At 54.0% G+C, this 25,577-nt stretch carries 32 protein-coding genes, 1 tRNA gene and 1 pseudogene; 24 read left to right on the top strand and 10 right to left on the bottom strand.

Going from position 1 to position 25,577, the window contains the following annotated elements; genetic code table 11:
- Positions 1-15 precede the first annotated feature (15 nt).
- Genes GAH_RS09175 through GAH_RS09185 form a run of 3 tightly spaced genes read left to right on the top strand, consistent with a single transcriptional unit; the run spans position 16 to position 3,363 of the window.
- Positions 16-1,248, top strand: coding sequence for a single-stranded-DNA-specific exonuclease RecJ (locus GAH_RS09175; RefSeq protein ID WP_048096306.1), 1,233 nt, complete (start codon positions 16-18; stop codon positions 1,246-1,248).
- Positions 1,226-1,630 carry a 4Fe-4S binding protein gene (locus GAH_RS09180; protein WP_048096308.1) on the top strand — a complete coding sequence of 135 codons (405 nt, stop codon included), beginning with the start codon at positions 1,226-1,228 and terminating at the stop codon, positions 1,628-1,630. Before GAH_RS09175 ends, GAH_RS09180 begins: the two co-directional genes overlap by 23 nt.
- Positions 1,627-3,363, top strand: a complete 1,737-nt coding sequence (locus tag GAH_RS09185; protein ID WP_048096310.1) for an aldehyde ferredoxin oxidoreductase family protein — start codon at positions 1,627-1,629, stop codon at positions 3,361-3,363. Before GAH_RS09180 ends, GAH_RS09185 begins: the two co-directional genes overlap by 4 nt.
- A 3-nt stretch (positions 3,364-3,366) precedes the next feature.
- Here the strand turns inward: GAH_RS09185 and GAH_RS09190 are convergent, their stop codons facing one another.
- Complete coding sequence (locus GAH_RS09190) at positions 3,367-4,380, bottom strand: NAD(P)H-dependent glycerol-3-phosphate dehydrogenase (RefSeq protein WP_048096311.1); 1,014 nt, start codon at positions 4,378-4,380, stop codon at positions 3,367-3,369.
- Between the two features lie 22 nt (positions 4,381-4,402).
- Entirely contained in the window at positions 4,403-5,071 is a 669-nt protein-coding gene (gene pyrF, locus GAH_RS09195; RefSeq protein WP_048096312.1) for an orotidine-5'-phosphate decarboxylase, read from the bottom strand.
- 103 nt (positions 5,072-5,174) lie between these two features.
- On the opposite strand from pyrF, the gene hxlB reads away from it, so the two are divergent.
- Positions 5,175-5,744, top strand: coding sequence for a 6-phospho-3-hexuloisomerase (gene hxlB, locus GAH_RS09200; protein WP_048096313.1), 570 nt, complete (start codon positions 5,175-5,177; stop codon positions 5,742-5,744).
- A gap of 9 nt (positions 5,745-5,753) precedes the next feature.
- Positions 5,754-6,803: a M42 family metallopeptidase gene (locus GAH_RS09205; protein WP_048096314.1), complete on the top strand. Its 1,050-nt coding sequence runs from the start codon at positions 5,754-5,756 to the stop codon at positions 6,801-6,803.
- A 118-nt stretch (positions 6,804-6,921) separates the two neighbouring features.
- Here GAH_RS09205 and GAH_RS11095 read toward each other — a convergent pair.
- A pseudogene (locus GAH_RS11095) lies at positions 6,922-7,131 on the bottom strand (type II toxin-antitoxin system RelE family toxin); the annotation flags it as partial.
- A gap of 41 nt (positions 7,132-7,172) precedes the next feature.
- A complete protein-coding gene (locus GAH_RS09210) occupies positions 7,173-7,370 on the bottom strand; it encodes a hypothetical protein (protein ID WP_156967451.1) in 198 nt (65 codons plus the stop codon).
- A gap of 411 nt (positions 7,371-7,781) precedes the next feature.
- Here GAH_RS09210 and GAH_RS09215 point away from each other — a divergent pair, with 411 nt between their 5' ends.
- The 5 genes from GAH_RS09215 to GAH_RS09235 all read left to right on the top strand — a co-directional run bounded on the left by GAH_RS09215 (position 7,782) and on the right by GAH_RS09235 (position 11,209).
- Complete coding sequence (locus GAH_RS09215; protein WP_048096317.1) at positions 7,782-10,091, top strand: tRNA(Met) cytidine acetyltransferase TmcA; 2,310 nt, start codon at positions 7,782-7,784, stop codon at positions 10,089-10,091.
- Positions 10,072-10,389 carry an ASCH domain-containing protein gene (locus tag GAH_RS09220; protein ID WP_048096319.1) on the top strand — a complete coding sequence of 106 codons (318 nt, stop codon included), beginning with the start codon at positions 10,072-10,074 and terminating at the stop codon, positions 10,387-10,389. Before GAH_RS09215 ends, GAH_RS09220 begins: the two co-directional genes overlap by 20 nt.
- 67 nt (positions 10,390-10,456) lie before the next feature.
- Positions 10,457-10,537, top strand: a tRNA-Ser gene (locus GAH_RS09225).
- Between the two features lie 82 nt (positions 10,538-10,619).
- Complete coding sequence (locus GAH_RS09230) at positions 10,620-10,871, top strand: glutaredoxin domain-containing protein (protein ID WP_048096320.1); 252 nt, start codon at positions 10,620-10,622, stop codon at positions 10,869-10,871.
- Entirely contained in the window at positions 10,868-11,209 is a 342-nt protein-coding gene (locus GAH_RS09235; RefSeq protein WP_048096321.1) for a ferredoxin-thioredoxin reductase catalytic domain-containing protein, read from the top strand. The genes GAH_RS09230 and GAH_RS09235 overlap by 4 nt, the downstream gene beginning before the upstream one ends.
- Here GAH_RS09235 and GAH_RS09240 read toward each other — a convergent pair.
- On the bottom strand, positions 11,193-11,696 hold the full coding sequence (locus GAH_RS09240; protein ID WP_048096322.1) for a PD-(D/E)XK nuclease family protein: 504 nt from the start codon (positions 11,694-11,696) through the stop codon (positions 11,193-11,195). The two genes, GAH_RS09235 and GAH_RS09240, sit on opposite strands and share 17 nt — an antisense overlap.
- A gap of 57 nt (positions 11,697-11,753) precedes the next feature.
- Positions 11,754-13,148: an aspartate kinase gene (locus GAH_RS09245; protein WP_048096323.1), complete on the bottom strand. Its 1,395-nt coding sequence runs from the start codon at positions 13,146-13,148 to the stop codon at positions 11,754-11,756.
- A gap of 112 nt (positions 13,149-13,260) precedes the next feature.
- Here GAH_RS09245 and GAH_RS11055 point away from each other — a divergent pair, with 112 nt between their 5' ends.
- The 9 genes from GAH_RS11055 to GAH_RS09285 all read left to right on the top strand — a co-directional run bounded on the left by GAH_RS11055 (position 13,261) and on the right by GAH_RS09285 (position 18,266).
- Positions 13,261-13,383 carry a hypothetical protein gene (locus tag GAH_RS11055; protein ID WP_281173928.1) on the top strand — a complete coding sequence of 41 codons (123 nt, stop codon included), beginning with the start codon at positions 13,261-13,263 and terminating at the stop codon, positions 13,381-13,383.
- An 86-nt stretch (positions 13,384-13,469) separates the two neighbouring features.
- On the top strand, positions 13,470-14,840 hold the full coding sequence (locus tag GAH_RS09250) for a B12-binding domain-containing radical SAM protein (RefSeq protein WP_052747839.1): 1,371 nt from the start codon (positions 13,470-13,472) through the stop codon (positions 14,838-14,840).
- Between the two features lie 65 nt (positions 14,841-14,905).
- Positions 14,906-15,469, top strand: a complete 564-nt coding sequence (gene rpoE / locus GAH_RS09255) for a DNA-directed RNA polymerase (protein WP_048096874.1) — start codon at positions 14,906-14,908, stop codon at positions 15,467-15,469.
- Positions 15,469-15,657: a transcription elongation factor subunit Spt4 gene (gene spt4 / locus GAH_RS09260; RefSeq protein WP_048096327.1), complete on the top strand. Its 189-nt coding sequence runs from the start codon at positions 15,469-15,471 to the stop codon at positions 15,655-15,657. The genes rpoE and spt4 overlap by 1 nt, the downstream gene beginning before the upstream one ends.
- A gap of 1 nt (position 15,658) precedes the next feature.
- Positions 15,659-16,237, top strand: a complete 579-nt coding sequence (locus tag GAH_RS09265; protein WP_052747840.1) for a GTP-dependent dephospho-CoA kinase family protein — start codon at positions 15,659-15,661, stop codon at positions 16,235-16,237.
- Positions 16,221-16,526 carry a 30S ribosomal protein S24e gene (locus GAH_RS09270; protein WP_048096328.1) on the top strand — a complete coding sequence of 102 codons (306 nt, stop codon included), beginning with the start codon at positions 16,221-16,223 and terminating at the stop codon, positions 16,524-16,526. The genes GAH_RS09265 and GAH_RS09270 overlap by 17 nt, the downstream gene beginning before the upstream one ends.
- The gene (locus GAH_RS09275) at positions 16,526-16,699 is read left to right on the top strand and encodes a 30S ribosomal protein S27ae (RefSeq protein WP_048096330.1); all 174 of its coding nucleotides are present in this window, start codon (positions 16,526-16,528) and stop codon (positions 16,697-16,699) included. Before GAH_RS09270 ends, GAH_RS09275 begins: the two co-directional genes overlap by 1 nt.
- Positions 16,696-17,664 (top strand): bifunctional N(6)-L-threonylcarbamoyladenine synthase/serine/threonine protein kinase, encoded by a 969-nt coding sequence (locus tag GAH_RS09280; protein ID WP_048096332.1) that lies wholly within the window; start codon positions 16,696-16,698, stop codon positions 17,662-17,664. The genes GAH_RS09275 and GAH_RS09280 overlap by 4 nt, the downstream gene beginning before the upstream one ends.
- Complete coding sequence (locus GAH_RS09285; protein WP_048096334.1) at positions 17,658-18,266, top strand: Kae1-associated kinase Bud32; 609 nt, start codon at positions 17,658-17,660, stop codon at positions 18,264-18,266. The genes GAH_RS09280 and GAH_RS09285 overlap by 7 nt, the downstream gene beginning before the upstream one ends.
- On the opposite strand, the gene GAH_RS09290 is transcribed toward GAH_RS09285, so the two are convergent.
- Together GAH_RS09290 and GAH_RS09295 are read right to left on the bottom strand one after the other, a co-directional pair.
- On the bottom strand, positions 18,237-18,503 hold the full coding sequence (locus GAH_RS09290; RefSeq protein WP_048096335.1) for an AzlD domain-containing protein: 267 nt from the start codon (positions 18,501-18,503) through the stop codon (positions 18,237-18,239). The genes GAH_RS09285 and GAH_RS09290 overlap by 30 nt on opposite strands.
- On the bottom strand, positions 18,491-19,129 hold the full coding sequence (locus GAH_RS09295; protein ID WP_048096337.1) for an AzlC family ABC transporter permease: 639 nt from the start codon (positions 19,127-19,129) through the stop codon (positions 18,491-18,493). Before GAH_RS09295 ends, GAH_RS09290 begins: the two co-directional genes overlap by 13 nt.
- Before the next feature lie 71 nt (positions 19,130-19,200).
- Here GAH_RS09295 and GAH_RS09300 point away from each other — a divergent pair, with 71 nt between their 5' ends.
- Positions 19,201-20,562, top strand: a complete 1,362-nt coding sequence (locus tag GAH_RS09300; protein WP_048096876.1) for a flippase activity-associated protein Agl23 — start codon at positions 19,201-19,203, stop codon at positions 20,560-20,562.
- Here GAH_RS09300 and GAH_RS09305 read toward each other — a convergent pair.
- Positions 20,548-21,102: a TATA-box-binding protein gene (locus GAH_RS09305; protein WP_048096338.1), complete on the bottom strand. Its 555-nt coding sequence runs from the start codon at positions 21,100-21,102 to the stop codon at positions 20,548-20,550. The two genes, GAH_RS09300 and GAH_RS09305, sit on opposite strands and share 15 nt — an antisense overlap.
- A 61-nt stretch (positions 21,103-21,163) precedes the next feature.
- On the bottom strand, positions 21,164-22,348 hold the full coding sequence (locus GAH_RS09310) for an inositol-3-phosphate synthase (protein WP_245604017.1): 1,185 nt from the start codon (positions 22,346-22,348) through the stop codon (positions 21,164-21,166).
- 59 nt (positions 22,349-22,407) lie between these two features.
- Between GAH_RS09310 and GAH_RS09315 the strand changes: the two genes are divergently transcribed.
- From GAH_RS09315 to GAH_RS09330, 4 genes are read left to right on the top strand one after another with little or no spacing between them, the layout of a single operon-like run.
- The gene (locus tag GAH_RS09315; RefSeq protein ID WP_048096339.1) at positions 22,408-22,632 is read left to right on the top strand and encodes a hypothetical protein; all 225 of its coding nucleotides are present in this window, start codon (positions 22,408-22,410) and stop codon (positions 22,630-22,632) included.
- Positions 22,633-22,677: 45 nt separating this feature from the next.
- Positions 22,678-23,376, top strand: a complete 699-nt coding sequence (locus GAH_RS09320) for a helix-turn-helix domain-containing protein (RefSeq protein WP_048096341.1) — start codon at positions 22,678-22,680, stop codon at positions 23,374-23,376.
- A 2-nt stretch (positions 23,377-23,378) separates the two neighbouring features.
- The gene (locus GAH_RS09325; protein WP_048096878.1) at positions 23,379-24,416 is read left to right on the top strand and encodes a hydroxymethylglutaryl-CoA synthase; all 1,038 of its coding nucleotides are present in this window, start codon (positions 23,379-23,381) and stop codon (positions 24,414-24,416) included.
- A gap of 5 nt (positions 24,417-24,421) precedes the next feature.
- Positions 24,422-25,576, top strand: a complete 1,155-nt coding sequence (locus GAH_RS09330) for a thiolase domain-containing protein (RefSeq protein WP_048096344.1) — start codon at positions 24,422-24,424, stop codon at positions 25,574-25,576.
- The last annotated feature ends 1 nt before the right edge of the window (position 25,577 follow it).

A 25,577-nucleotide genomic window follows, 5' to 3' on the forward strand; every position in this document is an offset into this window, starting at 1 on the left:
TGACAACAATTGAACATGGATTACATTGTGGATGAAAGGTTCAACCAGTTGATAGATGAGGTTGCTGAGAAGTTCCTGAAGAAGGAGAACGGTGACCTCATCACAGTGATCCACCACAACGACGCGGACGGAATCTGCTCGGCCTCTATACTGAAGGCCATGCTCGAGGGGATAAACGCAAACTTCGAGCTCATATGCGTCGAGAAGGTGTACCCTGCGGTCATAGAGAAAATACACGACGACAGGGAGGGGATCTTCATCTACACCGACCTCGGAGGCCTCGCGTCCCACATTATAGAGAAGTACACTGGAGACAACAGCGTGTCCTTCATCATCGACCACCACCCCGCGAAGATGACCGACGGAGACAAGGTCTACATCCTTGACCCGGAGCTGGCGGGCGTGTCCGGAGACATCTTCATCTCCGCCTCCGCCCTCAACTACCTGTTTGCCAGACGCGTCTGGCCGGAGATAGAGAACTACGCCTACATAGCCCTTCTCGGTGCCGTCGGAGACTACCACGACAGATACGGAGGCGTGCTCGGCTTTGACAGGTACGTGCTCAATGAGGCCGTCAGGATGGGACAGGTCACGATAAGGCTCGAGGGGGTAAGGGAGAGGTACTACATCAAGAAGTTTGGGGAGTACGCGGACTCCGTTGCGAGGAGGCTGACGATCCTCGGCGCTGTAGGGTATCTGGAGAGGGGCTACAGGGATGGTGTGGAGGTGTGCTTCAACGGGTTCAATGACAGAATCCTGTCCAAGGTGGAGAAGCTCGAGAAGATGAAGGAGGAGAAGTTCAGGAGCGAGATAGAGAGGCTGATGAGCGGTGGAATGAACGAAACGGAGCACATCCAGTGGTTCAGCGTGGAGGACAGGTTCGATCCGATGGGTGTGAAGACGATCGGAGAGTTCTGCCAGCTAATCAAGGACATGAGCTTCATGAAGCCGACCAAGTACCTCATCGGCTTCCAGCACATCCCGCCGGTGATACCCGATCTCGGCAGGATCGACTGGAAGGGGGTGAAAGTGAGCGGCAGAACGCCATCGAGCCTCGAGAGGATGATCCTCAACGGAAAGATGCCTGGCCTTGACATCCTGATTCCAAAGGCCAGCCAGATTGTTGGGGGATACGCGGACGCGACCCACAAGATCGCCGCAGCGACGGTCATCGACATGGGTAGGGAGGAGGAGTTCATTCAGGCCATGGAGGAGGTACTGAGAGATGAAGGTGCTGAGGCTGGCTGACCCGGAGAAGTGCGTGGGCTGCGGGCTTTGCATGTTCGCATGCTCAAGAAAAAACGCCAGGGATCCGAGGATGGGTATAGGTCATGCGGGCATAAGGGCTGTGAGCCTGAGCGGGTTCGAGAGGGGGGCGACGGTCATCTTCTGCCACGCTTGCGCTGAGCCTCCATGCGCTCAGGTGTGCCCGACAAACGCTCTGAGGCCGAGGAAGGGAGGAGGGGTCACTTACAGCGAGAAGGATTGCTTGGGGTGCAGGACGTGCGTGGATGCGTGCAAGATCGGGGCGATATTTGGGAGAGATGATGGCAAGATAGCCGTCTGCGTCCACTGCGGGTACTGCGTTGACTTCTGCCCCCACGGAGTTCTGGAGGTGGTTGAGGCATGAGGGACAGGGTTCTCAGGATAAACCTGACCGACTACAGCTATGAGGTCGAGGAGAGGCCGGAGCTCGTCGAGGAGTGGATTGGAGGAGTGGGCATTGCGGTTCAGCTGTTCAGGGAGAGCATGAGGGATCTAAAGGCCGACCCGCTGAGCGAGGAGAACGTCATAGTCTTCGCCAACGGCCCGTTCACCCTCGCCTACCCCTACGCCTCAAAAACTGTAGCGATGTTCAAGAGCCCCCTAACCGGAGAGCTGGGTGAAAGTCATGCTGGCGGCAGAACGGCCACAGCTCTCGCATCTGCTGGCTATACGGCAATGGTGATCGAGGGCAGGAGCGACAAGCCCGTTTACGTGGTGGTTGATGAGGACAGGGTGCACTTCAGGGACGGAAGGTCTCTCAGGGGGATAAGGGACTCGCTTATCCTGAGCAGAATTCTTGCTGAGATAGAAGGTGGAAAGGGCGAGAGGAGCATAGTGAGGGCAGGTTACGGTGGAGAGAAGCTGGTAAGGTTTGCGTGCGTTACAACCGAGACGTACAGGCACTTTGGAAGGCTCGGGCTTGGAGCGGTCTTCGGGAGCAAGAACCTGCTTGCTGTTGTCGTGAGGGGTAAGAAGACATTCAGGCCGAGAGACCCAGAGAGGTACAGGGAGGTTTACAGGGAGATCTACAGGCTGGGTGTTGAGAGCGACGCGATGAAGAAGTATCACCTTTTGGGAACGGCGGAAAACGTCCTGCCCCTCAGGGAACTCAGGGCACTTCCAGTCAAAAACCTGACGGAGAACTACATAGAGTGCGAGGACATAAGCGGTGAGAGCCTCGCAGAACACAGCCTTGGACGGAGGATAGCCTGTGCCCACTGCCCGACGGCCTGCATCCACATAGCCGTTCTCAGGCAGGAGTACGAGAACGAGAGGTACTTCTACAAGACCCTCATGATCAGCTACGATTACGAGCTGATCTACGCCCTCGGATCAATGATCGGGGTGACGAGAAGGGATGACTTGCTGAGGCTGATACACAGGGTCGAGACCTACGGCCTTGACGCGATCAGCACCGGAGTGTGCCTCGCCTGGGCAACGGAGGCTCTGGAGAGGGGTGTGGTCAGCGAGAAAGAGACAATAGTCAGGCTGAGCTTTGGAGACGCTGACAGCTATTTGAAGGCGATAGACTACCTCGTCGAGCAGCCAAACGAGTTCTACGAGGCACTTGCGAGGGGCGTGAGGTTCGCTGCAAAGAAGTACGGTGGGGAGGAGTTCGCGATAGCCGTCGCGGGCAACGAGATCCCCGGCTACAACACGGGCTATGCCAACTATGTGGGCCTGCTGATAGGCATGAGGCACAGCCACCTCGACAACGGCGGCTACTCGCTTGACCAGAAACAGCCCAAGCTTGAGGCGAGAGAGGCTGTGGACAGGCTCGTGAAGGAGGAGATGTGGAGGCAGGTGCTGTCGAGCCTCGTCGTGTGCTTCTTCGCGAGGGGCGTGTTCAGTCCAGAGCTCGTCAGCAGGGCTTTCGAACCGCTTGGAGTGGAGATGGGTGTGGATGAGCTGAACGAGGCCGGGAGAAGGATCTACCTCGAGAAGGTCAGGCTGAAGAAGGAGATGGGATACGTCCCGTCGCTGAGCGATCTGCCGGAGAGGGTGTTCGAGGTGGAAACGCCCGCTGGTGTGCTGAGGAGAGGGTACTTCGAGGAGGCGCTGGACTACTACATGAGGGAGTACTACTCAAAAGTTTGAGGTTTAGAAGAGGTCGTGTATGACCTCTTCAGCATCTTTTCCGTTGTAGAGGACGTCGTTAATTCCCTCGAGCAGTGGCAGCTCCTCCATCTTCAGCTTGCCCTTGTGGTCAAGGGTTTCTGCAAGTCTGTATGCTCTCTCCGCGTTCACATAACCCTCAACAACTCCAACACCCCTCCTCTCGAGCTCCTTGAGTGCTGAGTCTATGTCGTACCCCTTCCCAAGCAGCTCTCCGAGCATCCCGTTTCTACCACCCCTGAAGGTGGCTATCAGGTCACCGATACCTGTGAGGTCGTAAACAGTCTCAGTCTTCCCCCCGTTGGCCCTCACGAGGGTTCCTATCTCCCTTAGGGCCTGCGTCACAATAATCCCCTTGAGGTTGTTCATTGTGACGTTCCCCTTTCTGCTCTCAATCCCCCTTATCCACGCGATGGCTATGGAGTAGACGTTTTTTAGTGCTGAGGCTGTCTCGCAGCCCACAATGTCGTGGGTCAGGGATATCCTGTAGTAGTCGGTTTCGAGGTACTCCTTCACGACCTTCAGGGTTCTGTCTCCGAGGGAGGAGTAGACAACGTGGGTCGGGAGCTTCTTGGCGACCTCCTTAGCTATTGACGGCCCGGTTATCGCGGCAATGTTTCTCTTCAGGTCCTTCCTCTCATGCCATATTGCCTGAGGGATTGTGAGGATCTCTCCCTCGTCAATGAATCCCTTTGCGAGAGTTATTATCACCTGATCCTTCAGAGAGTCGGATATCTGCTCGAATATCGGCATCACGCCCTCCGTGCTGACTGCTATAACCAGTATGTCGGCGTTAAGGGCCTTGTCGAGCTCGTCCGGGTTGAGGATATCGTTTACAGCAACCCTCTCGTCGATCCTCGGATGCTTCTCTCCCCTTCTGATCTTCTCGAGGATGGGCACGTCGTACTCAGTTCCCCACAGCACGACCTCGTTTTTCTCAGAATAGGGTATCGTCAGAGCCGAGCCCATCGCACCCGCGCCGAGAATAGCTACCTTCATGAAATAAAATTAAAATTCCACATTAATTAGCTTTTCCATCCTTCCTGTCAATCTTCTCCCTCACAGACCTCAACTCCTCGAAGTATCGCCTTGCAGACTCTCTTGGGTCTGGCGAGTTGTATATCGCCCTGCCGACGATTATGGCATCCGCACCCGCCTTCATAACATCCTCAACACTGCCCCCCTGCGCCCCGACTCCGGGACAGAGCACCTTCAGGGATGGAGCGGCGCTCTTCACCGCCCTGATCCTGTCCGGCCTTGTTGCTGGTGCAATCAGTCCGTCACAGCCAACGCTCTCAGCAAGCTTTGCAATCTCAAGGGCGTGTTCGGACATGAACTCCTTTCCCCCCGTGCTGCTCAGCTCGGTGACGACGTACACCTCTCCATCGTAGTCACTTGCAACTCTCCTTACCTCCTGCAGCGTGTCCCTTCCGACGAATCCGTGGGCGATTACAGCCCTGACACCCTTCTCGAAGACTATCTTGGCTATAAGCCCGCTCGTGTATGGTATGTCTGCTATCTTGAAGTCTGCTATTACGGGCCGGATTTCCGACAGCTCGGATATCACGTCCACTCCCGCGGTGAGAACGAGGGGGTAGTTCACCTTTATGGCGGAAACGAATTCGGCGGTATCCTTCGCAACTTTCAGAGCCCTCTCGTGATCCACAACGTCGAGTGCGAGGATCAGCATGTGTTTCGATTTGTGAGAGGGGAATTTAAAGATTCCCGACGTATTTATTTTTAATCCCAAAATTTAATAGCCGCCACTGAACAAACATCGTAAGGGGGTAGCGATGACTGGTGAGCAGATTGTCAAATTCCTCGATGCGATGGAGAACCAGATACGCTCGCTCAAGGAGAACCTGAACATCGACGAGATAGAGAGGATGATAGAGTCAATACAGAGCGCGAGGAGCATATTCGTGATGGGGGCTGGAAGGAGCGGCTTCGTAGCGAAGTCGTTCGCCATGAGGCTGATGCACTGCGGCTACAACGTATACGTGGTTGGGGAGACCGTGACACCGAGAATCGGGAAGGACGACCTTCTCATAGCCATCTCCGGCTCCGGAGAGACGACGTCAGTGGTGAACATAAGCAGGAAAGCCAAGGAGATGATCGGCTCCAAGCTCGTTGCGATAACCAGCAACAACTCATCATCCCTCGCCAAAATGGCCGACATAGTCGTGACGATAAAGGGCAAGATAAAGACTGAGAAGGACGAGGAGCTCTCCAAGATCGCCCCCCTCGGGACCATGTTCGAGCTGACCGTTATGATATTCCTCGACGCTCTGATAGCTGAGCTCATGAGCGTGAGGAACCTGACCGAGAAGGATCTTGAGGACAGGCACGCGGTGCTTGAGTGAGGTGGTCTCATGTATGAGAATCTCGAGAACCTGATAAAGAGGTTGAGCGACGCGCACGGCATCTCGGGCTATGAGGACGAGGTCAGGGAGGTAATAAGGGCCGAGCTTGAAGACCATGTTGACGAGATCAGGGTGGACAAGTTCGGGAACATAATCTGCATAAAGAACGGAAACGAGTTCACGGAGATGCTTGCAGCCCACATGGACGAGATAGGTTTCATGGTGAAGTACATCGAGGATAACGGGTACCTGAGGATAACCCCGATCGGCGGGTGGTTCAGCCAGACTGCAGTCAACCAGAGGGTCGTTCTGCACGGAAGGAAGGGTAAGGTCGTTGGCGTTCTGGGCTGCAAGCCCCCGCACTTCATGAAGGAGGACGAGAGGAGGAAGGTGATTGAGATAAGGGACATGTTCATCGATGTCGGGGCGAGCAGCAGGGACGAGGTGAAGGAGCTCGGGATAGAGGTGGGAACGCCCGTCACAGTTGACAGGGAGTGCGTGAGGCTCGGCAACATGGTCACCGGGAAGGCGATGGACAACAGGGCCGGAGTGGCGGCGATGATCGAGGCGGTCAAGAGGACTGAGAGCAGGGCGACGATCTATGCCGTCGGGACGGTTCAGGAGGAGGTCGGGCTAAAGGGTGCGAGAATCTCAGCCTATGCCATAACCCCTGATGTTGCCCTCGCGCTTGATGTCGCCCCCTCCACAGACTACCCGGGTGCTGAGAGCGTAAAGATTGACGTTAAGCTCGACAAGGGGCCAGTGATCACAGTGGCTGACGCATCAGGCAGGGGCTTGATTGCTCCAAAGAGGGTTCTTGACTGGCTTGTCGAGACAGCTGAGGGCAGCAAGATCGAGTACCAGCTCGAGGTTGGTGAGGGAGGAACCACCGACGCCACGGCAATCCACCTGACCAAGTCTGGAATACCGACCGGGGTTGTCTCCGTTCCCGCAAGATACATCCACACACCTGTAGAGGTCATATCCCTCAAGGATCTCGACCAGTCGGCAGAGCTCGTTGCAAGGGCACTGGAAACGGCGGAGAAGTATTTCAAGTGAATTTCATTCTTCGTTTTGGGATTTCACGGTTTTCATCTATTTTTAGGCGAGAACGGTAAGGTGTATGTGTGATTCAGATCGGATTTGAAGATAGGTGGTTTCAAAAGATGTTTTCCTTTTACAGGCGATCATAGACCCTTTCTCTTTTATACACAATGTGGACTGAAACGATTCTGTTCTTTTTGTCCACTCGATAGATGATTCTGTAGCCTCCAACGCGAATTTTGTAGAGGTCTTTCCGTCCTTTTACTTTCTCGTAAGGTTGAGAAAACAGGTCTTCAAGCTTTTCAATAGCAGAGAAAAATCCTTCTTCTATCGTTCTTGTCCAATCCTTCGAGAAACTTGATAACTCGTCTGTGCAGCTTAACCCTAAACATTCAGGATCCTCTTTGCATCTTGGACATCTATGAGCTCAAGATCGTCTTCTTCGTAAGCTTCGATGTCTCGCTCTATCATCTCCAGCTCTTCTTCACTGAGCTCGCAAAATCCCATAAAGTTCTCTATCTTCTCGTCAATTTCTTCAAGCTTTCTTTTGATTTCTTTGAGAAGCTCAACTGTTTCGATCATCACATCTAATTTTTCCAAGAATTGGATAAAAAGGTTGCTCCTAATCAAGTAATTTGACGGCTTGACGTTCATAGATTTTCCTTTTCTTAATCCTGCACTCGACTAAACAAAAAATTTTGGTGTTAAATCAGCCCTGCCATCGGCACTATCAGGCTGAACGCTATTATCGCAGAGGCCATCAGGATGCCGATTATGAATCCCAGACTTTTCAGCGGTGCCGTGTCCATGCAACCACCTCCCTTTGTTTGTATTGATACGTATTCATTAGTGCATATAAAATTTTTTGGAGTTATAAATAATTATTTAAGTATTGATTGCTATCAATAAAAAATAATCATCACCGAAATCTGTCACGATTCCTCGATAATCGCTGAGAACATTTAAAAATCTGCACAGCGCAATGAGAATGGAATGACCGTGAGAGCACTTATGAGTGAGATCGAGAGAGCCTGCAGAACTGCCAACGAGAACAGGCACAGGTACATGGTCTTCATCTGCTCCAAGGATCTGAACGACAGGGTGATGAAGATCGCCAAGAGAGCGTACAAGCACCACCTCAAGGCGAGGAACAGGAAAAAGGGCTCGGAGAGACTGCTCCTTGCTGGCAGGAGCTACTTCAACGAGCTCGCGGAGAAGTACTTTGACGGAGATATCATCCACTACAAGGAGAGCGGAAAGGTTCTGGGTCAGACCTACGACAGCCTGATAATAGATCTGACCGAGGGTTTTCACCCCAACGATCTGGGAATTTTAATCGAGACCGTCAGGGAGGGTGGGATAATTCTCGCCCTCTCACCCCCGGTTGATGCCTGGTTTGATTTAAAGGGGAAGTGGCATGAGGATCTGGTAAGCGAGCCATACACTGTTGAGGATGTCGTTCCAAGATTTTACAGGAGGTTCATAAAGAAGACCCTTCAGGCTCAGGGAGTGATAATTTTTGACGCCGATAAGAGAAAGATCGTCAAGAAGTACGAGTTCACGAAGGAGTTTGAGTCGAGAGAGGAGATAGTCATCCCTGAAAAAAGGGAGATAAAGAAGAAGCTGTACAAGCTCTGCGCAACTCAGGATCAGGTCAGGGTTCTGGAGAGCTTTGAGACCTTCTTCGACAGAAAGAAGGACAGGAAAGCGGTGGTTATAACAGCAGACAGAGGAAGGGGAAAGACGGCGGTTCTCGGGATAGTCACGCCCTACATCATCTCGAGGCTCGAGAGGGTGCTGAAGAGGCCTGTCAGGGTGCTCGTCGTCGCACCCAGCCCGCAGGCGGTTCAGACGTACTTCGAATTTCTGAAGAAGGCTCTGGTGAGACAGGGGATGAAAAACTTCAGCGAGAAGAAGAGCGGTGACAAGGTCACGGTGATAAACAGCAGGTACGCGAGGGTTGAGTATGCTGTGCCTATGAGGGCGATGGTGGAGAAGGACTTTGCCGACGTGGTGATAGTGGATGAAGCTGCGGGTATTGACGTGCCCGTCCTTCTCAGGATAATCGAGGGCGTGAAGTACGCGATATTCTCAACAACGATCCACGGCTACGAGGGGACCGGAAGGGGGTTCGCCATAAGGTTCCTCAAGAGGATAGAGCAGGAGGAGGACATAGAGATAGTCAAGATACACCTAAGGGAGCCCATAAGGTACGGCTCCGGAGACCCGATCGAGAGGTGGCTGTACGATGTCCTGCTGCTCGACGCCCAGCCTGCTGAGCTTGACGAAAGCGACATTGAGAAGATAAGGAAGGGCGAGCTGGAGTTCGAGGAGATCGACAAGGATGCGCTCATAGAAGATGACGAACTCCTGAGAGAGTTTTTCGGGATATACGTGCTCGCCCACTACAGGAACAGGCCTTCCGATCTGGTAATCCTCCTCGACATGCCAAATCACCTCCCGCTCAGGGTGAAGGTGAACGGAAAGACCGTCTGCTCCCTCCATGTTGCCGTTGAGGGGGGGATGGACGAGGAGACGGTGAGGAAGCTTTCGGACGGCTACAAGCCCAAGGGTCAGATAATCCCCGACCTGATACTCAAGCACTACTGGGACTACTCTTTCCCCGAGCTTACTGGAATCAGGATCGTCAGGATAGCCACCCATCCATCTGTCATGGACATGGGCATTGGGAGCTTCGCCCTCCAGAGGCTGGTGGAGTGGGCCGAAAGCAGGGATATGGACTGGGCTGGGAGCGGGTTTGGCGTTTCTCCAGAGCTTTTGAGGTTCTGGTCGAGGAACGGGTTCGTGCCGGTGCACATAACCCCCCAGAGGAACGAGGTCTCTGGAGAGCACACCGTGATAGTGCTGAGGGCTCTGAAGATGCACATCCAGTCAAGGATAGATGACATAAACGCGGAGTTCGTGAGGAGGGTGATAGAGTATTTAGGGGATGAGCTGAAAGACATTGAGCTCGAAACCGCGATAGGGTTGCTCAACAGCCTGAGGAAGGAGATCAGGGCGTGCGAGCCAGAGTACACGAGGGTCGAGAGGAGAAGGATGAAGAAGTACTTCCAGGGTCACAGCCTTTTCGAGTACGTTTCCGACATAGCGAGACCGCTCGTGAGGTATTACTACACGAGAACTGATAAGGCCGATCTGGACGAGAGGGAGGAGAGGGTTCTGGTTGCCAAGTGCCTCATGATGCGGCACTGGAGAGAGATTGACGACAGTCGCGCTTACAGGAGGATGTTGAAGGCGTTAAAAAAGGTCTGGGAGTGGTATCATGGAGCAGAAGAGGATTAATTTCGATTCAGAGTATGTTGAGGCGATAATCGACGGCAGGAAGGTAACTACTGTCAGAAAGGGGATAAAGAGGTACCCTGTCGGAAGGATCGTGGATCTGACAGCGGACAACAAACCTTTCGCCAGGGCGAGGGTGGACAAGGTTGTGGTCAAGAGAGTTAAGGAGCTCACAGATGATGATGCAAAGCTTGACGGCTTCGAGAGCAGGGAGGAGCTCATAGAGGCTCTGAAGAGGATATACGGAAAGGTGAGGGACGAGGAGTTCGTCACGGTGGTTCACTTCACCGTGGTGGAGTAGTCCTGCCCCCATTCCCAACATTTTCCATCAAAATGTTTAAAAATTGAGAGCGCTTAGCCTGTTCAAAGCCGGGGTTGCCGAGTGGTAAGGCGGTGGCCTGCTAAGCCACTGGGCTCTGCCCGCGTGGGTTCGAATCCCACCCCCGGCGTCCTTTTTTGCTTCTGAATTCCTGCAGTTTCCGGAAAGTGCATACGAAACAGTTTAATCCACCAGATTCTTTAAGATAAATCATGATTAAAGTCTACGCGATCACCACCTGCCCCTACTGCAAGAAAACGCTGAAGTTTCTCAGGGAGAACGGAGCGGATGTTGACGTCATATTTCTCGATGAGCTCGACATGGAGAAGAAGGAGATGGCGATGAGGGAGATTTACAGCTATGCCGGTATGTATGCTGTGCCTGTGGTTGTTCACGGTGACCGGGTGGTTGTTGGCTATGATAGGGAAAAGCTGGAGGCCCTTTTAAGGGAGGTTGTGGAATGACCCCGGAGGAGTATGTTGAGGTTCTGTCCAAGGTTGCCGAGAGGAGGGGGTGGGCGTTAAATCCCGACAAAGACATAGTCCTCGAGCTTGCCAGAGGGCTGCTGACCAACAGGGAGAGGTACGGGATAGCCTACTGCCCGTGCAGGGTAATCGTTGGAGATAGAGAGACTGACAGAAAAATAGTATGCCCCTGCGTTTACGCTGAGGCCGACATCAGAGAGTACGGAAGGTGCTACTGCGGACTGTACGTGAGCCGGGACGTTGCAGAAGGGGAGAGGGAGATCCCCAAGGTTATTCCGGACAGGCATGCGGAGGCGCTTTTCACTTCAGGCAGATGAAGCTGTAGGAGCAGTGGCTGCACTGGGTGTAGTCTCTGGTGAACTTCCCTGAGTACAGATCCTGAAAGTAGGAGATGCTCTCGTCGAGCAGGCTCCTGCTGAACCTCAGGCTGTGCTCCTCAAACCCCTGCCCGTCGTACTGCACTATGACCCCCTTTCTCCTCCCGCTCATGGCCATGTAGAGGTTCACCTGCCCCACCCAGTTCCTGCTCGGCTCCCTGAACCTCCGCACGCTCTTGACCTCATAGACTGCATCGGATGTCAGGAAGTCGGCCTTTCCCACGATGGTGAAGTACCTCGTCTTCAGCGTCAGCCACTTCTGGTATGCGAACTTGACGTTCCTCTCCTCAAGAACTTCCCTGAACTTGATTTCCGCCTCTCTCCCCCTTTTCACACTCTCCCTGCTTATCCCATCGTACTCCGGGTACTTGTTTTTGAGGTACACCCAGTACGGGCATTTAAAAACCCATGAGGCTATGAACCTCACAAAGGAGTGCAGCGTGGAGGGCAATAAAAAGGTTGGGCGTGGCCTGAAAGTAAAGGGCTAAGAACCCCTACCGAGCTCGAACTCCTCGTGCAAAACCCTGACCGCTTTCCTGCCCTCGTCTCTTTTAACGACGAAGCTCACGTTGTACTCGCTGCAGCTCTGACTTATCATGACCACGTTTATCCTGTTCCTTCCGAGGGCTGAGAAGATTCTGCCTGCAACTCCGGGAGTTCCTGCCATACCGGCACCAACCGCGCTGATGACAGCTATGTCCTCCATCTTCGAGACGTTGCCGTTTCCGTTTATCATTCCGTTCAGCGCCTTCATGGCCTTCTCCACATCCGCCTCATCAACGACGATGGACAGGTTGAGCTCCGAGGAGCTCTGGGAGACCATTATTACGTGCACCTTGTTCTCCGCAAGTGCTCTGAAGACGTTGGACATCGTCTCAGCGAAGTCGAAGCCCGCACCGCTTATGTTGATTATCGCCACCCTCTCTATGAGGCTGAGGGCCTTCACGATGTCCTTGGTTGATGTGACGCTCTCCTTTATCACCGTCCCCTCAGCATCGGGATTGAACGTGTTCTTTATCCTGACCGGGATCCGCTTCTTCATCACGGGCTCGAGAGCCTTGGGGTGGAGGATTTTGGCTCCAAAGTGGGACAGCTCCATCGCCTCCTGATAGCTTATCTCCGGAATCAGCCTCGCCTCGGGAACTATCTTCGGGTCTGTGGTCATCACCCCATCGACTTCCTTCCACAGCCAGACCTCATCGGCGTTCAGGGCTGAGGCGATCAGCGTGGCCGTGAGGTCGCTCCCACCTCTGCCGAGAGTTGTGATGTTCCCGCTCTTGGTCGTTCCAATGAACCCAGATACGACTGGAACGGTCTTCTTTATAGACACCAGAGGCTCGAGTCTGCTCTTTATCGTTCCGTAGACCTCTGGAAGAGGCTTCGCCCTGCCGTACGTCTCATCAGTGAGAATTCCCGCATCACCACCCTCGAGGGCGAGGCTGTCAACCCCAACCGAGAGGAGTGATGCTGAGAGAATTGGAGCAGAAAGCCTCTCTCCGAATGACAGTATGTAGTCAAGACTCCTCGGGGTGAGCTCTCCGAGATAGTTTATGCCGAGCAAAACCTTTTCGAGCTCATCAAGGAGCTTGTCAACCTTGGAAAGAACCTTTGACTTTATCTCCTCGTTTCTGACCGCATCGTTAACAGCATCATAGTGCTTCTTCGTCATCTCGGCTATGAACAGCTTTATGAACCCGGGAGAGGGATCGTTGCAGCACTTTTTCGCTGCATGCAGCAGTGAGTCTGTAACTCCCGCCATGGCTGAGGTCACGACAACTACCTCATTGTTTTTGGAGAACTTCTTGATGAGGTTCGCGCAGTGCAGGATGCTCCTGCCATCCTTCACGCTCGTTCCGCCGAACTTCATCACGATTCTCATTCCGGACTTAAGGAAATTTGTATGAGTATATAATATTTAGGATTTTGATGCCCGTGTGAATAATAGACGGTGGAGAGCAATATTTAATTACCTGCAAAACAAAATATTGAGGGTGAAGAGGTACTGGTGCTGGAAGTACAAGTTCGTAATTCCGGAGTACATGTGCGACATGCTCGTTTGCAGGTATTATCTGCTTAACGGCGGCCATTGCGTGCCAAAGGATCTGAACAGGTAGTCATCTCTTTTAACCCACCAATCCGTGCAGTCTAGAATATATTTTAAATACTACGATATAAATCTATTTTATTGAAGGTGTCTCGGATGATCACCCTCATCAATCCCTCCTGCAACGTCGAGACCGTCAGGAGGCTCGACTTCTCCACCCCACCCCTTGGACTTGCTTACCTCGCCTCAGCCCTCAGGGAGGCGGGCTTTAGAGTCAAGATAGTGGACAACATGGTGGAGCGGCTCAGCATCCATGAGCTCGTTAAGCGGGTGAGGAACTCGTTCATGGTGGGGATAACCTCCACAACCCCCACATTTAGCTCCGCGCTGAGGCTTGCGAGGGAGCTGAAGCAGGCGCTTCCAGACGTGCACGTTGTGCTTGGAGGCGTTCACGTCTCCTTCACACCATTCAGCGCTTTAAAAAGCGGTTTTGTAGACTCAGTGTGCGTCGGGGAGGGTGAGCACACGATTGTGGAGGTCGCTGAGAAAATTGAGAGCGGGAAGGGGCTTGAGGGTGTTAAGGGGATCGTGTATAAGGACGGTGGGAGGGTGATCTCCAACGAGGGCAGGGGATACATCGATGATCTCGACTCACTGCCGTTCCCCGCCTACGATCTTCTTCCCATGGATAGGTATAGGGTCATAGGCAGGAGACTGAACTACTTCCCTGTGATCACCTCTCGAGGATGCCCCTTCGGGTGCATCTACTGCTCGACGTCCAGATTCATGGGCAGGCGGTTCAGGATGAGGAGCGCGGGGAATGTGGTTGACGAGATCGAGTGGCTTTACGATGAGTTTGGTGCGAGGAACATAGCCTTCAGCGACGACACGTTCACGCTCGACAGGAACAGGGTTCTTGAGATCTGCAGGGAGATCAGGGAGAGGGGCCTGGACGTTTCGTGGAGCTGCTCGTCGAGGGTTGATACGGTAGATGAGGAGATGCTCAGGGAGATGAAGAGAGCGGGGTGTGAGATGATCTACTACGGCGTGGAGTCGGCGAGTGAGGACGTTCTCAGGTTCTACAGGAAGAGGATAAGCCTCGATAAGGTGAGGAGGGCTGTGGAGCTAACAAAGAGGCACGGGATGCTTGCGATCTGCTCCTTCATTCTCGGCGCCCCTGTGGAGAGCAGGAGCGACATGATGAGCACGATAGACCTCGCCCTCTCCCTCGACCCGGACTACGCGCAGTTCTCGATTCTGACACCGTATCCGGGAACGGAGATATACGAGCTCGCCCGGAAGAATGGCTGGCTCCTCACAGAGAACTTCGATGAGTACACCGCAGGTAAGCCTGTCATGAAGGGAGAGCACGTTGAACCCGAGGAGGTCATGAACCTGCTGAAGCTCGCGTACAGGAGGTTCTACCTGAGACCCTCCTTCATCCTCAGGAACATCAGGCGGAAGAACTTCGGGGTTGTGGCCGGTGTTTTGAGACTGTTTCTCAGGGCCAAGCTGGGGAAAGTTTAATCTGCAGGGAGGGATTAAATTTATAAGCTTAGCTGTCCTTTGCCCCACATATTCTGGTGATGCTCATGTATGCACGGATAAAGGTTAGAGACACGGTTAGGGTTCCCCCGAACAGGCTCGGCGAGGACATAAGCCAGATAATCGACGAACTGCTGTGGGAGAACTTCGAGGGCATGCTGGACAAGGAGTACGGCATGATCGTCGGCATAGAGAGCGTGGACGAGATCGGAGAGGGCAAGATAATCGAGGGAGACGGGGGTGTGTACTTTGACGTGGTTTTCACGGCCATCACCTTCAAACCCCTGATGCAGGAGGTTGTTGAGGGGGTCGTGAACGAGATTGTCGAGTTCGGAGCCTTCGTATCTCTCGGCCCGCTCGACGGGCTTCTCCACATGAGCCAGATAACCGACGACTACCTGAACTTCGACGAGAAGAACAAGAGGCTCGTTGGCAGGGAGACGAAAAGGACGCTTGAGGAGGGAGATCTGGTAAGGGCGAGGATAGTGGCCCTCTCACTTAAGGAGAAGGAGCCCGAGAAGAGCAAGATCGGCTTAACAATGAGGCAGCCCTGGCTTGGCGCGCTGAAGTGGATTGAGGAGGATAAGAAGAAGCTGGAGAGTGGTGAGTGATGGTAGAGTACGCCTGCAAGAAGTGCAGGTACATTACCGAAGAGCCGACGATCTGCAAGGTCTGCGGGAGCAGGGAGTTCACAAAGGAGTGGCACGGATACGTTGTGATCATTGACCCGGAGAAGAGTGAGGTCGCGAAGAAGCTTGGGGTCAAGTACGCGGGAAAATACGCCCTAATAGTGAGCTGAGATGCTGAGGGTCACCGAGAAGCTCAGGGAGGAGCTGTCGGTTCCGTTTGGCAGGCTTTACGAGGGCAGAGGCCCGGAGCTTGTGAAGAGGATAGAGGAGATAAGGCAAGCGAAGCTTCTGGCAACCATCGGGGATCTCGTGTCTCTCTTCACGTTTCAGGCCGGGTTTGAGCCGGACATCGTGGTCATAGACTTCAAAACCGAGCGAAGGGAGCTCGGAGACAGCTTTGAGTCGGACATAATGGCGTTTCTCAGGGATTACAGGATCGTCAGGGTCGAGAACCCTCAGGGGCACGTGACAGAGGAGCTCGTTCGTGCGCTGAGGGAGGGGATATCTACAGGTAGGACTTGCGTGATTGTGGACGGAGAGGAGGACATGTCTGCCCTTCCGCTGGCCCTGCTGCTTCCTGAGGGGAGCGTGATTCTGTACGGCATACCCTCGAGGGGGATTGCGGCCTACACTGTTGACGAGGAGGGTAAAGTTCTAATATCCCGCATGGTTGAGGAGATGGAGGAAGTTGGAGACGATAGGGTTAGAGATATGCTCATCGGAGGTGAGGTGAATGGAGCTGCTGATTGAGAAACAGAGGGATAATCCTCTGCTGAAGAGGAAGGAGGTTTACTTCAGGGTGAAGTATGAGGACACGAAGGTAACCCCTTCAAGGCAGGAAGTGAGGGAGAAGCTGTCAGGGCTTCTCAACGCCACTCAGGACAGGTTAGTTATAAGGTGGATGAAGCCGGAGTTCGGCAAGATGGAGGCCGAGGGATATGCGCTCATCTACGAAACGCCAGAGGATATGAAGGCGGTTGAGGAGGATTACATTCTCAAGAGGAACTTCTCCGAGGAGTCTGAGGAGGGTGGAGAGTAATGGCGAAGGGCAAGAAGGGTGAGGTTCTCGTGTCAAAGTTCTACGAGATCAAGGGAGACAAGGTTGTCAGAACGAGGAAGTTCTGTCCGAGGTGCGGCGAGGGAGTTTTCCTCGCAGAGCACAAGGACAGGAGAACCTGCGGAAGGTGCGGGTATACTGAGTTCAAGAAATGATCTCTCTCGGGATTGAGAGCACCGCGTGGAACTTCAGCGTTGGCGTGGTTGACGAGGATGGAGTAATCGCCTTAGCGGGAGATGCGTACAGGCCTAAGGAGGGAGGAATTCACCCAAGAGAGGCTGCACAGCACCACGCAGAGGTCGCGGGAAAGGTACTGAGGAAAGTTTTTGAGAAGGTCTCTCCTGAGGATCTGGACGTCATATGCTTTTCTCAGGGCCCCGGAATGGGGCCTTGCCTCAGAATTGGCGCTACAGTTGCGAGGGCGATTGCCCTCAAGCTTAAGAAGCCGCTCGTGGGCGTGAACCACTGCTTGGCGCATGTGGAGATTGGCAGGTGGATGACCGGGGCCAGAGACCCGGTCGCGCTTTACGTTAGCGGTGGAAACAGTCAGGTCATTGCCAGAAAGGGAAACAGGTACAGGGTCTTTGGAGAGACGCTGGACATAGGCATAGGTAATGCGCTCGACAAGTTTGCGAGGCACCTCACCCTCCCTCACCCGGGTGGGCCGAGGGTTGAAGAGCTTGCGAGGAACGGGAAGAGGTACATCGAGATGCCATACGTTGTTAAGGGGATGGACTTCTCGTTCAGCGGCCTCGTTACGTACGCCATGAACCTCGTCGACAGGGGTGAGAGGAGGGAGGACGTGGCGTTCAGCCTTCAGGAAACGGCCTTTGCGATGCTCGTCGAGGTTACGGAGAGGGCGATGGCCTATTTAGAGAAAGATGAGTGCCTGCTTGTCGGTGGCGTTGGTGCCAACTCGAGGCTTCAGGAGATGCTCAGAATCATGTGTGAGGACAGGAATGCGGAATTTCACGCCCCGCCGAGGGAGTACATGGGAGACAATGGGGCGATGATCGCCTACACCGGCCTGCTCATGCACAGGCACGGAATGGATGTTGATGTCGAGGAGTCGCATATAAACCCGGACTTCAGGATAGAGGAGGTAGAGGTCAGGTGGTAGAGGTATTCCTTGGCGGAGAGGCGGAGGTCAGGATCTACGACGACAGGGTCGAGAAGGTCAGGGTTCCTAAGAGGTACAGGGTCAGGGAGCTCGACGAGATCATACGCAGCAGGAGAACCACGCTCGAGGCGAGGATACTCTCGGCTGCAAGGAGGGCTGGTGTGGCCACACCCATAGTCCTCGACGTTGAGGGCGACAGGATAGTAATGGAGAGGATCAAAGGCACTCCAGTGAAGGAGGCCATGGATGTAGAGGTGTGCAGGAAGATTGGCGAGGCCGTTGCGAGGTTACATGCCGCCGGAATAATTCACGGGGACATCACGCCGATGAACATGATCCTGAGCGGTGATGTGGTGTACTTCATAGACTTCGGCCTCGCCTTCCACGACGAGAGGCTTGAGGCAAAGGGCGTGGACATACACGTCTTCTACGAGGCATTGAAGGCCGGGTTTGATGGGTGGGAGGAGCTGTGGAGAGCCTTCCTCGAGGGATACTCGAGCTACGAGAAGTTTGACGAAGTCATGGAGAGGTTCAGGGAGATCGAGCTGAGAGGGAGGTACGTGGACAAGGACTCACACCAGCTGCAGGACATAGAGGGCTGAGGTTCCGACGAGGAAGGCGAGGAGCAGGTCTCTGTTTTTGATGCACACCGCAAACACGAGAGCACCAGCGATGGTCTTCTCAGGACTGCTGAGCACGTCCGGGAAGACGAGGGCGGAGAACACTGCTGGTGGGACGTACTTCACGAACCTGCTGTCCCTTATGCTTAGGAAAAATGGCGTGACTCTCGTCAGGTAGGTCACGACGGCCATTCCGAGTATCAGAATCAGCCAGTCCATCTCTCAGCCACACCTCCTGCCACTATCCCTGCAAGAGCGGCAAAGATTATTCCGGTGCTCGACCCTATAACCACGGCTATCACTCCCGCAACTATTGCAGAGACGGCGTAGCTGATTCCCCTGACGCTCGAAGTCAGGATGGCTATGAACATCGCAGTCAGGCCGAACGGGAGGATGCTGTAGATTTTCTCCGGTATCAGCTGGCCGAAGGCTATTCCAAACGCTGTTCCGCTCACCCATGCCGAGAGTGCGAGAAAGTTCAGCCTCACCTGAAACCCCCAGTCTCCCGTGCCTTTGACGCTTGATATTCCGACTGCAAACGTCTCGTCGGTGATTCCGAAAGCCATTACTGCTCTCTTGATGGGGTTCAGCCCCCTGAAGATTCCGGACATGTCGCTGGACATCAGGAGGTGCCTCGAGTTTATCAGGAGGGTCGTCAGGATTATCAGCCAGATGTCCGCGTTCTCCTCAACCATTCTGAGGGCTATGAACTGCGCTGCCCCAGCAAACACGCTCAGGGACATGAGCACGGAAAGGCTGCCGAAGTAGGGAGAGGCGAGCACGCCGAACGCCATGGATATGAAGAAGTAGCTGACCATGACCGGAAGAGCCCTCCTGAGAGCCATGTCCCGCTTAGGACATGCCGGATTTTAAGCTTATGGCAAACCTTTTTTACAACCACAGCCCACTCACCCCGATGAAAAAGCTCGTCATCGCCTTCCTGCTCATAGCACTGGTGACGAGGCTCTACATGCTCGACGACAGGCCCATGGATCATGATGAGAGCATTCACGGATACCTCAGCTACATCCTCATGAAGGACCACAGCTACAGCTACGACCCTGCATACCACGGCCCCTTCCTGTACTTCGCAACCGCGGGCGTTTTCTCGGTGCTCGGAGACTCGAAGTTCACGGCCCGCCTCGTCCCGGTGGTGTTCTCCATAATCGGCATATTCTTCGCCCTCAGGTTCGAGAGGTTCTACAAAAACTCGTACCTCTTCGCAGCAATCCTCCTATTTTCTCCCTCAATCCTCTACTACTCCCGGTACCTGAGAAACGACGTGATAGTGCTTGCAAGCTTCATAGCGGTGGTTTACAGCTACTTCTCCTACAGGCAAACCGGGAGGGCGAGGTACATCTACATCGCCTCGATCTTTGCTGCGGTGATGGTCACTGCCAAGGAGAACGGATACCTCTACCTCGGCACGATTCTGTCCTTCATCTTCTTCAGGAAGCTCCACGACAGGGACTATGGCGTGAGCATGAGCACGCTCAAGCACCTGCTCGTTTCATTCCTCATCGCGTTCTTCATGTTCTCATTCCTCTACACCTCCGCCTTCTCGGACATGGATGGTCTGAAGAGGGCAACCATCAACTCCTTCGCACACTGGTTCGAGATGCACGAGAGAAACGACCACTGGAAGCCCATCTACTACTACTCCAAGATGATCCTCGAGTACGAGTTTCTGCCACTGGGCATGGTGCTTGCAGGCATTCCCGAGTTCGTCAGGAGGGTGAAGGGGAAGGAGCTAACTGAGATAGAGCTGTTCGCGTTCTACTGGCTTGCAACCGCGTTCCTGATCTACCACGTGCTGAGCCACAAGGTTCCGTGGCTCCTTGTTCATCTTGTTGCTCCAATGGCATTCTTCGGAAGCCTTTACGCAGGCTATCTGACCAGAAAGCCTGCGAGGTTCGTTTTCGTGTCTCTGCTCCTCATCACGGCGGGAGTGGCGGGGTATCTCGCGTACGTTGACAGCACCAACACCGACCACGACCTCATATACATTCAGGCCCAGAGGGATGTGGAGAAGCTCGCGGACAGGATAATCGAGTACAACGGCTCGGTTCTCGTCTTCGTTCCCGGAAATGACTACTGGCCGCTTCCGTGGTACCTCCGGCACCACTCCACGGCGTTCTCCAGCAAGTACTACGACGGCTACGACGTTGTTGTGACCTCAAAGGATCAGGTAGAATTTGTAAAAGAAAAGGGATACGTCCTCGACGGAGTCTACACTCTAAGGCCAGGTCATGACCTCTACTGGCTACATAAGGCCTAAGGCCGTGAGCTCCTCCGCTATCTTTTCAACAGCCCTCCTCGCATCTTCGGGATTCTTTCCACCGGTTACCACCATCTTGCCGGAGCCAAATATAAGCACCACAACCCTCGGATCTCTGAGCCTGTAAACGAGCCCCGGGAACTGCTCCGGCTCGTACTCAATGTTCTCAAGCCCCAGGCCGATGGCTATGGCGTTGAGGTTGAGGTCAACTCCGAGGTCGGCAGAGGCCACAATGTTCTGAACCTTCACCTCGGGATCCTCGTAAACCGGGATGCCAAAACTGCCGATTATCTTTACAACCTGCTTTACAGCCCTCCTCGCGTCTTCAACACTCTTACTTCCGGTGCAAACGACCTTGCCACTTCTGAAAACGAGAGCCGCAGCCTTCGGCTCCTTAATTCTCAGAACAAGTCCGGGAAACTGCTTTGGCTTGTATTCTGCATCCTTAACCTCTCTCGCGATCTTGTTCAGGTCAATGTTCTCGCCAATCTGGGTTGAGGCGACGACATTCTCAATCTTAATTTTGTAGTCAGTAGCCATATTTAAAGACCTTTATAAACCCTATATATACCTTTGCATGAAGAAAAAGTGAGAGGGGCAGTCAGGCATTCTCCTGATACCACCTGACAAGCTCCTCGAACTGGGAGTGGGTGTTAACGTTCCTCGTCTCCATGGGGCTCTTGAAGAAGAACCCCATCTCCTTTATGACTCCGTACATCCCCTCCTTCTTCGCGAACAGCAGGAATCTTGCGATGTCTATGGTGAGGGGAGCAGCGACTATGGCATCTATCGCATCCCAGATGAAGTAGAACTTCATCTTCCTTCCGAGGAACCCCTCGAAGTGTATGAAGTCGAATGCAGTCTTGTTGTCCGCGAGAGACGGGAAGTACTCTATCTGGGTTATGCTGAACGGTGAGTAGCCGTAGATCTTCTCGAGAACCTTGTCCTTGCTGATCACCTTGCTCTCCTTGTTCTCCTTGTGGCTCAGCACGAGCCCGTCGAGATCTCCGAGGATGTTGTAGCTCATCCATCCCAGCACCTTCAGGTTCCTGTAGGCGAACATTGGCGCGAGTGTGGTTTTGACCAGTGTCTCTCCAGTTTTTCCGTCGTTGCCTGCGTGAGGCACCTTCTTCTCAATCGCCAGCTCCTTGAGGGCCGGTAAGGAGGAGCCAACGCTTGGTGTGAAGTTTCCGTACGGAATGCCGTTCTTCAACGCCACGTAGGCGTAGAGCATGCTCGCAGACGCGTACTCCTTTGCATTCTCCTCAATCATCTTCTCGAAGCCGTCGAGGGTGTCGTGGTACTTCTCGTTGTACCTTATTATCGGCTCAGTGGAGGCCGAGTTTATCATGACTGTCTCGCTGTCAGCGAACCTCTTCACGTCTCTCTCAAGCCTCTCCACTATCTCCGAGAGCGTCTGCACCTCGTTCTCCAGCACGTCCAGCTCTCCGAGCGCCTGCACACCCTTTCCGCAGTTGATGGCTGTGCCCTTCTCTGCCCTTATCTTCTCGAGATCCTCCCTGACCTCCTCAAGCTGGTCGAGCTCGAAGTGCCTGTTGAGCTCCCAGTGCTGCAGTGAAGCCACGTAAGCGTTCTCCACCTTCCTTACCTCGTGACCGCCAAACTCGAATTTGAGAGGAGCGTACTTCTCGATACCCTCGAACTGCGGAAGCTCACTGACGAGCCCGGTGGTCTCCATCCTGCCCTTCTCTATGAGCTTGCCACCGAGCATCGCAGTGGTGGACACGATCCCATAAGCGCCAACGTACCATATCTTCACGGCCATCACCTCCGAGAAGCGTGAGTTTTTTGAAAATTTTTTAACCACTCGGTATAAAAATTTTTGTGGAAGTTGAGGAGTTGAGGGAGCTTGCCGAGAAGCTTGAGAGAGCAAGATTTAGCGAAGGGACAGTTGAGGTTGATGTCGATGCGCTCGACACCCTGCTCAGGATAGTCGGGAGGGCGATTGCGGAGATGGACATGGGTAACATTTATACCGCCAGAGAGATCCTGAGCGAGATGGGGGAAATCATTTACAAGGCCATGAAATCGTTTTTAAACGAACACTAATTCGCTGATCGTAAAATTTTTATACACTCTAAATAAAAAACCCCCATGGATTTTCTCGCCAAGAGGTTCGCAGAGCTGATAGCGGGCAACATAGTTTTCTCGGATAGCTATGGAGATGCAATAAAGAAGTGGCGAACGATATTTGACGTCCCGCAGAAGGAGCTTGCCGAGAGGCTCGAGATAACACCCTCCGTGATAAGCGATTACGAGTCCAACAGAAGGAAGTCCCCCGGAACGGCCTTCATAAAGAAGCTCGTGGAGACGCTCATCGAGATAGACAGGGAGAGGGGGTGGAAGACGCTCTCCAAATACAAGGATCTGCTCGGGGTGGAGTTTGATGTCATAATAGACATAATGGAGTACTCCAAGCCCCGCAGCTCAAAGGAGCTGGCCAGCATCGTGGATGGAGCACTGATGACGAACTTTGGCAGAAGCGCGATGGGGCACACGGTCGTGGACAGCCTGAAGGCGATTCTCGAGATGAGCAGCTACGACTTCTACAGGCTGTACGGACTCACGAGCGAGAGGGCCCTCGTCTTCACCAAGGTCTCCACCGGCAGGTCTCCGATGGTTGCGGTCAGGGTTGCCAACCTTAAGCCGTCCGTTGTCATTCTCAACCCACTAAATTCGGAGAAGGTTGACAGACTCGCCGTTAAAATTGCCGAGATTGAGGGCATCGACCTGATTTTAACCGAGATTGAAGAGGAGGAGGTTGTGGAGCGGCTGAGGGGTCTGGGGGTGTGAGGATGGTCGGGATTGTTTCGTACGGCACGTACATTCCCAAGTTCAGGATAAAGGCTGAGGAGATAGCGAGAATATGGGGAGAGAATGCCGAGGCGATCAAGAACGGCCTCGGTGTATTCGAGAAGAGCGTCCCTGACATCGATGAGGATACTGTCACAATTTCCGTTGAATGCGCGAGGGAGGCGGTGAGGAGGGCTAAGATAGACAAGAACGAGATAGGGGCGATATTCGTCGGCTCCGAGAGCCACCCCTACGCGGTAAAGCCTACAGCGACGATAGTTGGGGAGGCTCTTGCGATAAACAGCTTCTTCCACTCCGCTGACCTCGAGTTCGCGTGCAAGGCAGGAAGTGCGGGAATACAGAACTGCATGGCGATGGTCGAGTCGGGGATGATTAGGTATGGGCTCGCGATCGGCGCTGACACGAGTCAGGGAGCCCCCGGAGACCCGCTGGAGTACTCCGCTGCAGCCGGAGGAGCTGGCTTCATAATCGGGAACGAGAACGTTATAGCCGAGATAAAGGACACGCTCAGCTTCACGACCGACACCCCCGACTTCTGGAGGAGGGAGGGACAGCCCTACCCGAGCCACGGGGGCAGGTTCACCGGAGAGCCCGCGTACTTCAGGCACGTCTCAACCGCTGCCAAGACGATCATGGAGAGGAACAGCCTCACTCCAGAGGACTTCACGTACGCTGTGTTCCACATGCCAAACGGAAAGTTCCCCGTGAGGGTTGCGAGGATGCTTGGTTTTTCCAGCAAGCAGATAGAGCAGGGGCTTGTTGTGAGGTACATAGGCAACACATACTCTGGCTCGTCGCTTCTCGGATTCGCTGCCGTTCTGGATGTCGCGAAGCCGGGAGACAGGATACTGCTCACGTCCTTCGGCAGCGGAGCTGGAAGTGATGCCTTCATTGTCGAGATAACCGAGAACATAGAGAGCTTCGAGAGGACTCCTAAGGTCTGGGAGAAGATAGAGAGGAAGGTGTACATAGACTACGGCATGTACGCGAAGCTCAGGAGAAAGATCAGGATGGGGTGATTTCCATGAGGAGAGTGGCGATCATCGGAGTTGGAATGTCGAGGTTCGGGGAGCTCTGGGAGAGGAGCTTCAGGGACATCGTCATCTCAGCGGGAACTGAGGCCATAGAGGATGCGAACCTCGAGGGGAGAGAGATTGAGGCGATGTACGTTGGGAACATGAGCGGCGGCAGGTTCCTTGCTCAGGAGCACATCGCCGCGCTGATAGCCGACTATTCGGGACTCGCGTCGATAAACATCCCCTCTATAAGGGTTGAAGCCGGGGATGCGAGCGGTGGTGTGGCCCTGAAAGAAGCTTACATTGCTGTAGCGAGCGGGATACATGACATAGTCATAGCTGCAGGAGCGGAAAAGGTCACGGATGTTGGTTCGGCGATGGAGATAATGAACTCGTCCATCGATCAGGAGTGGGAGGCATTCCACGGCGCAACGCTGGCCAGCCTGTACGCGATGATGGCGAGGTTCCACATGCACGAGTACGGCAGCACGGAGGAGGATCTGGCGAAGATCAGCGTGAAAAATCACAGAAATGCTGTTCACAACCCGAAGGCCCAGTTCAGGAGGGAGATAAGTGTGGAGGCGGTGCTGAGCTCACCCTACGTTGCCGAGCCCCTGAAGGTCCTCGACTCCGCTCCGATAAGCGATGGTGCGTCGGTTATCATACTCGCGAGCGAGGACGTGGCGAGGAAGTACACAGACACGCCGGTCTTCATCGACTCCATCGTGCAGTCCAGCGACTACTTCGCCCTGCAGAACAGGGAGGACGTGCTGGAGATGAGGAGCGTTAGGGTTGCGACGAGGAAGGCCTTGAAGCTTGCCAGATGCGAGCTCAGGGACATCGGGGTTTTCGAGATGCACGACTCCTTCACGATAACCGAGATGCTGCTGTACGAAAATGTCGGGATCGCGGAGAAAGGAAAAGGGCACGAGCTCGTGAGGGAGGGTGAGGTGGAACTTGGAGGTAGGACTCCTGTAAACCCTTCAGGAGGTCTAAAGGCCTGTGGGCATGCTGTAGGAGCGACAGGGATAAGGCAGGCCGCTGAAATAGCACTTCAGCTTAGGGGAGACGCGGGCAAGAGGCAGGTTGACGCGGAGAGGGGAATGGTCGTGAATGTTGGCGGCACTGGAGCGACTGCTGTAGTTTCGGTTTTCAGGAGGTGAT

This window comes from Geoglobus ahangari, assembly GCF_001006045.1.
Lineage (GTDB): Archaea > Halobacteriota > Archaeoglobi > Archaeoglobales > Archaeoglobaceae > Geoglobus > Geoglobus ahangari.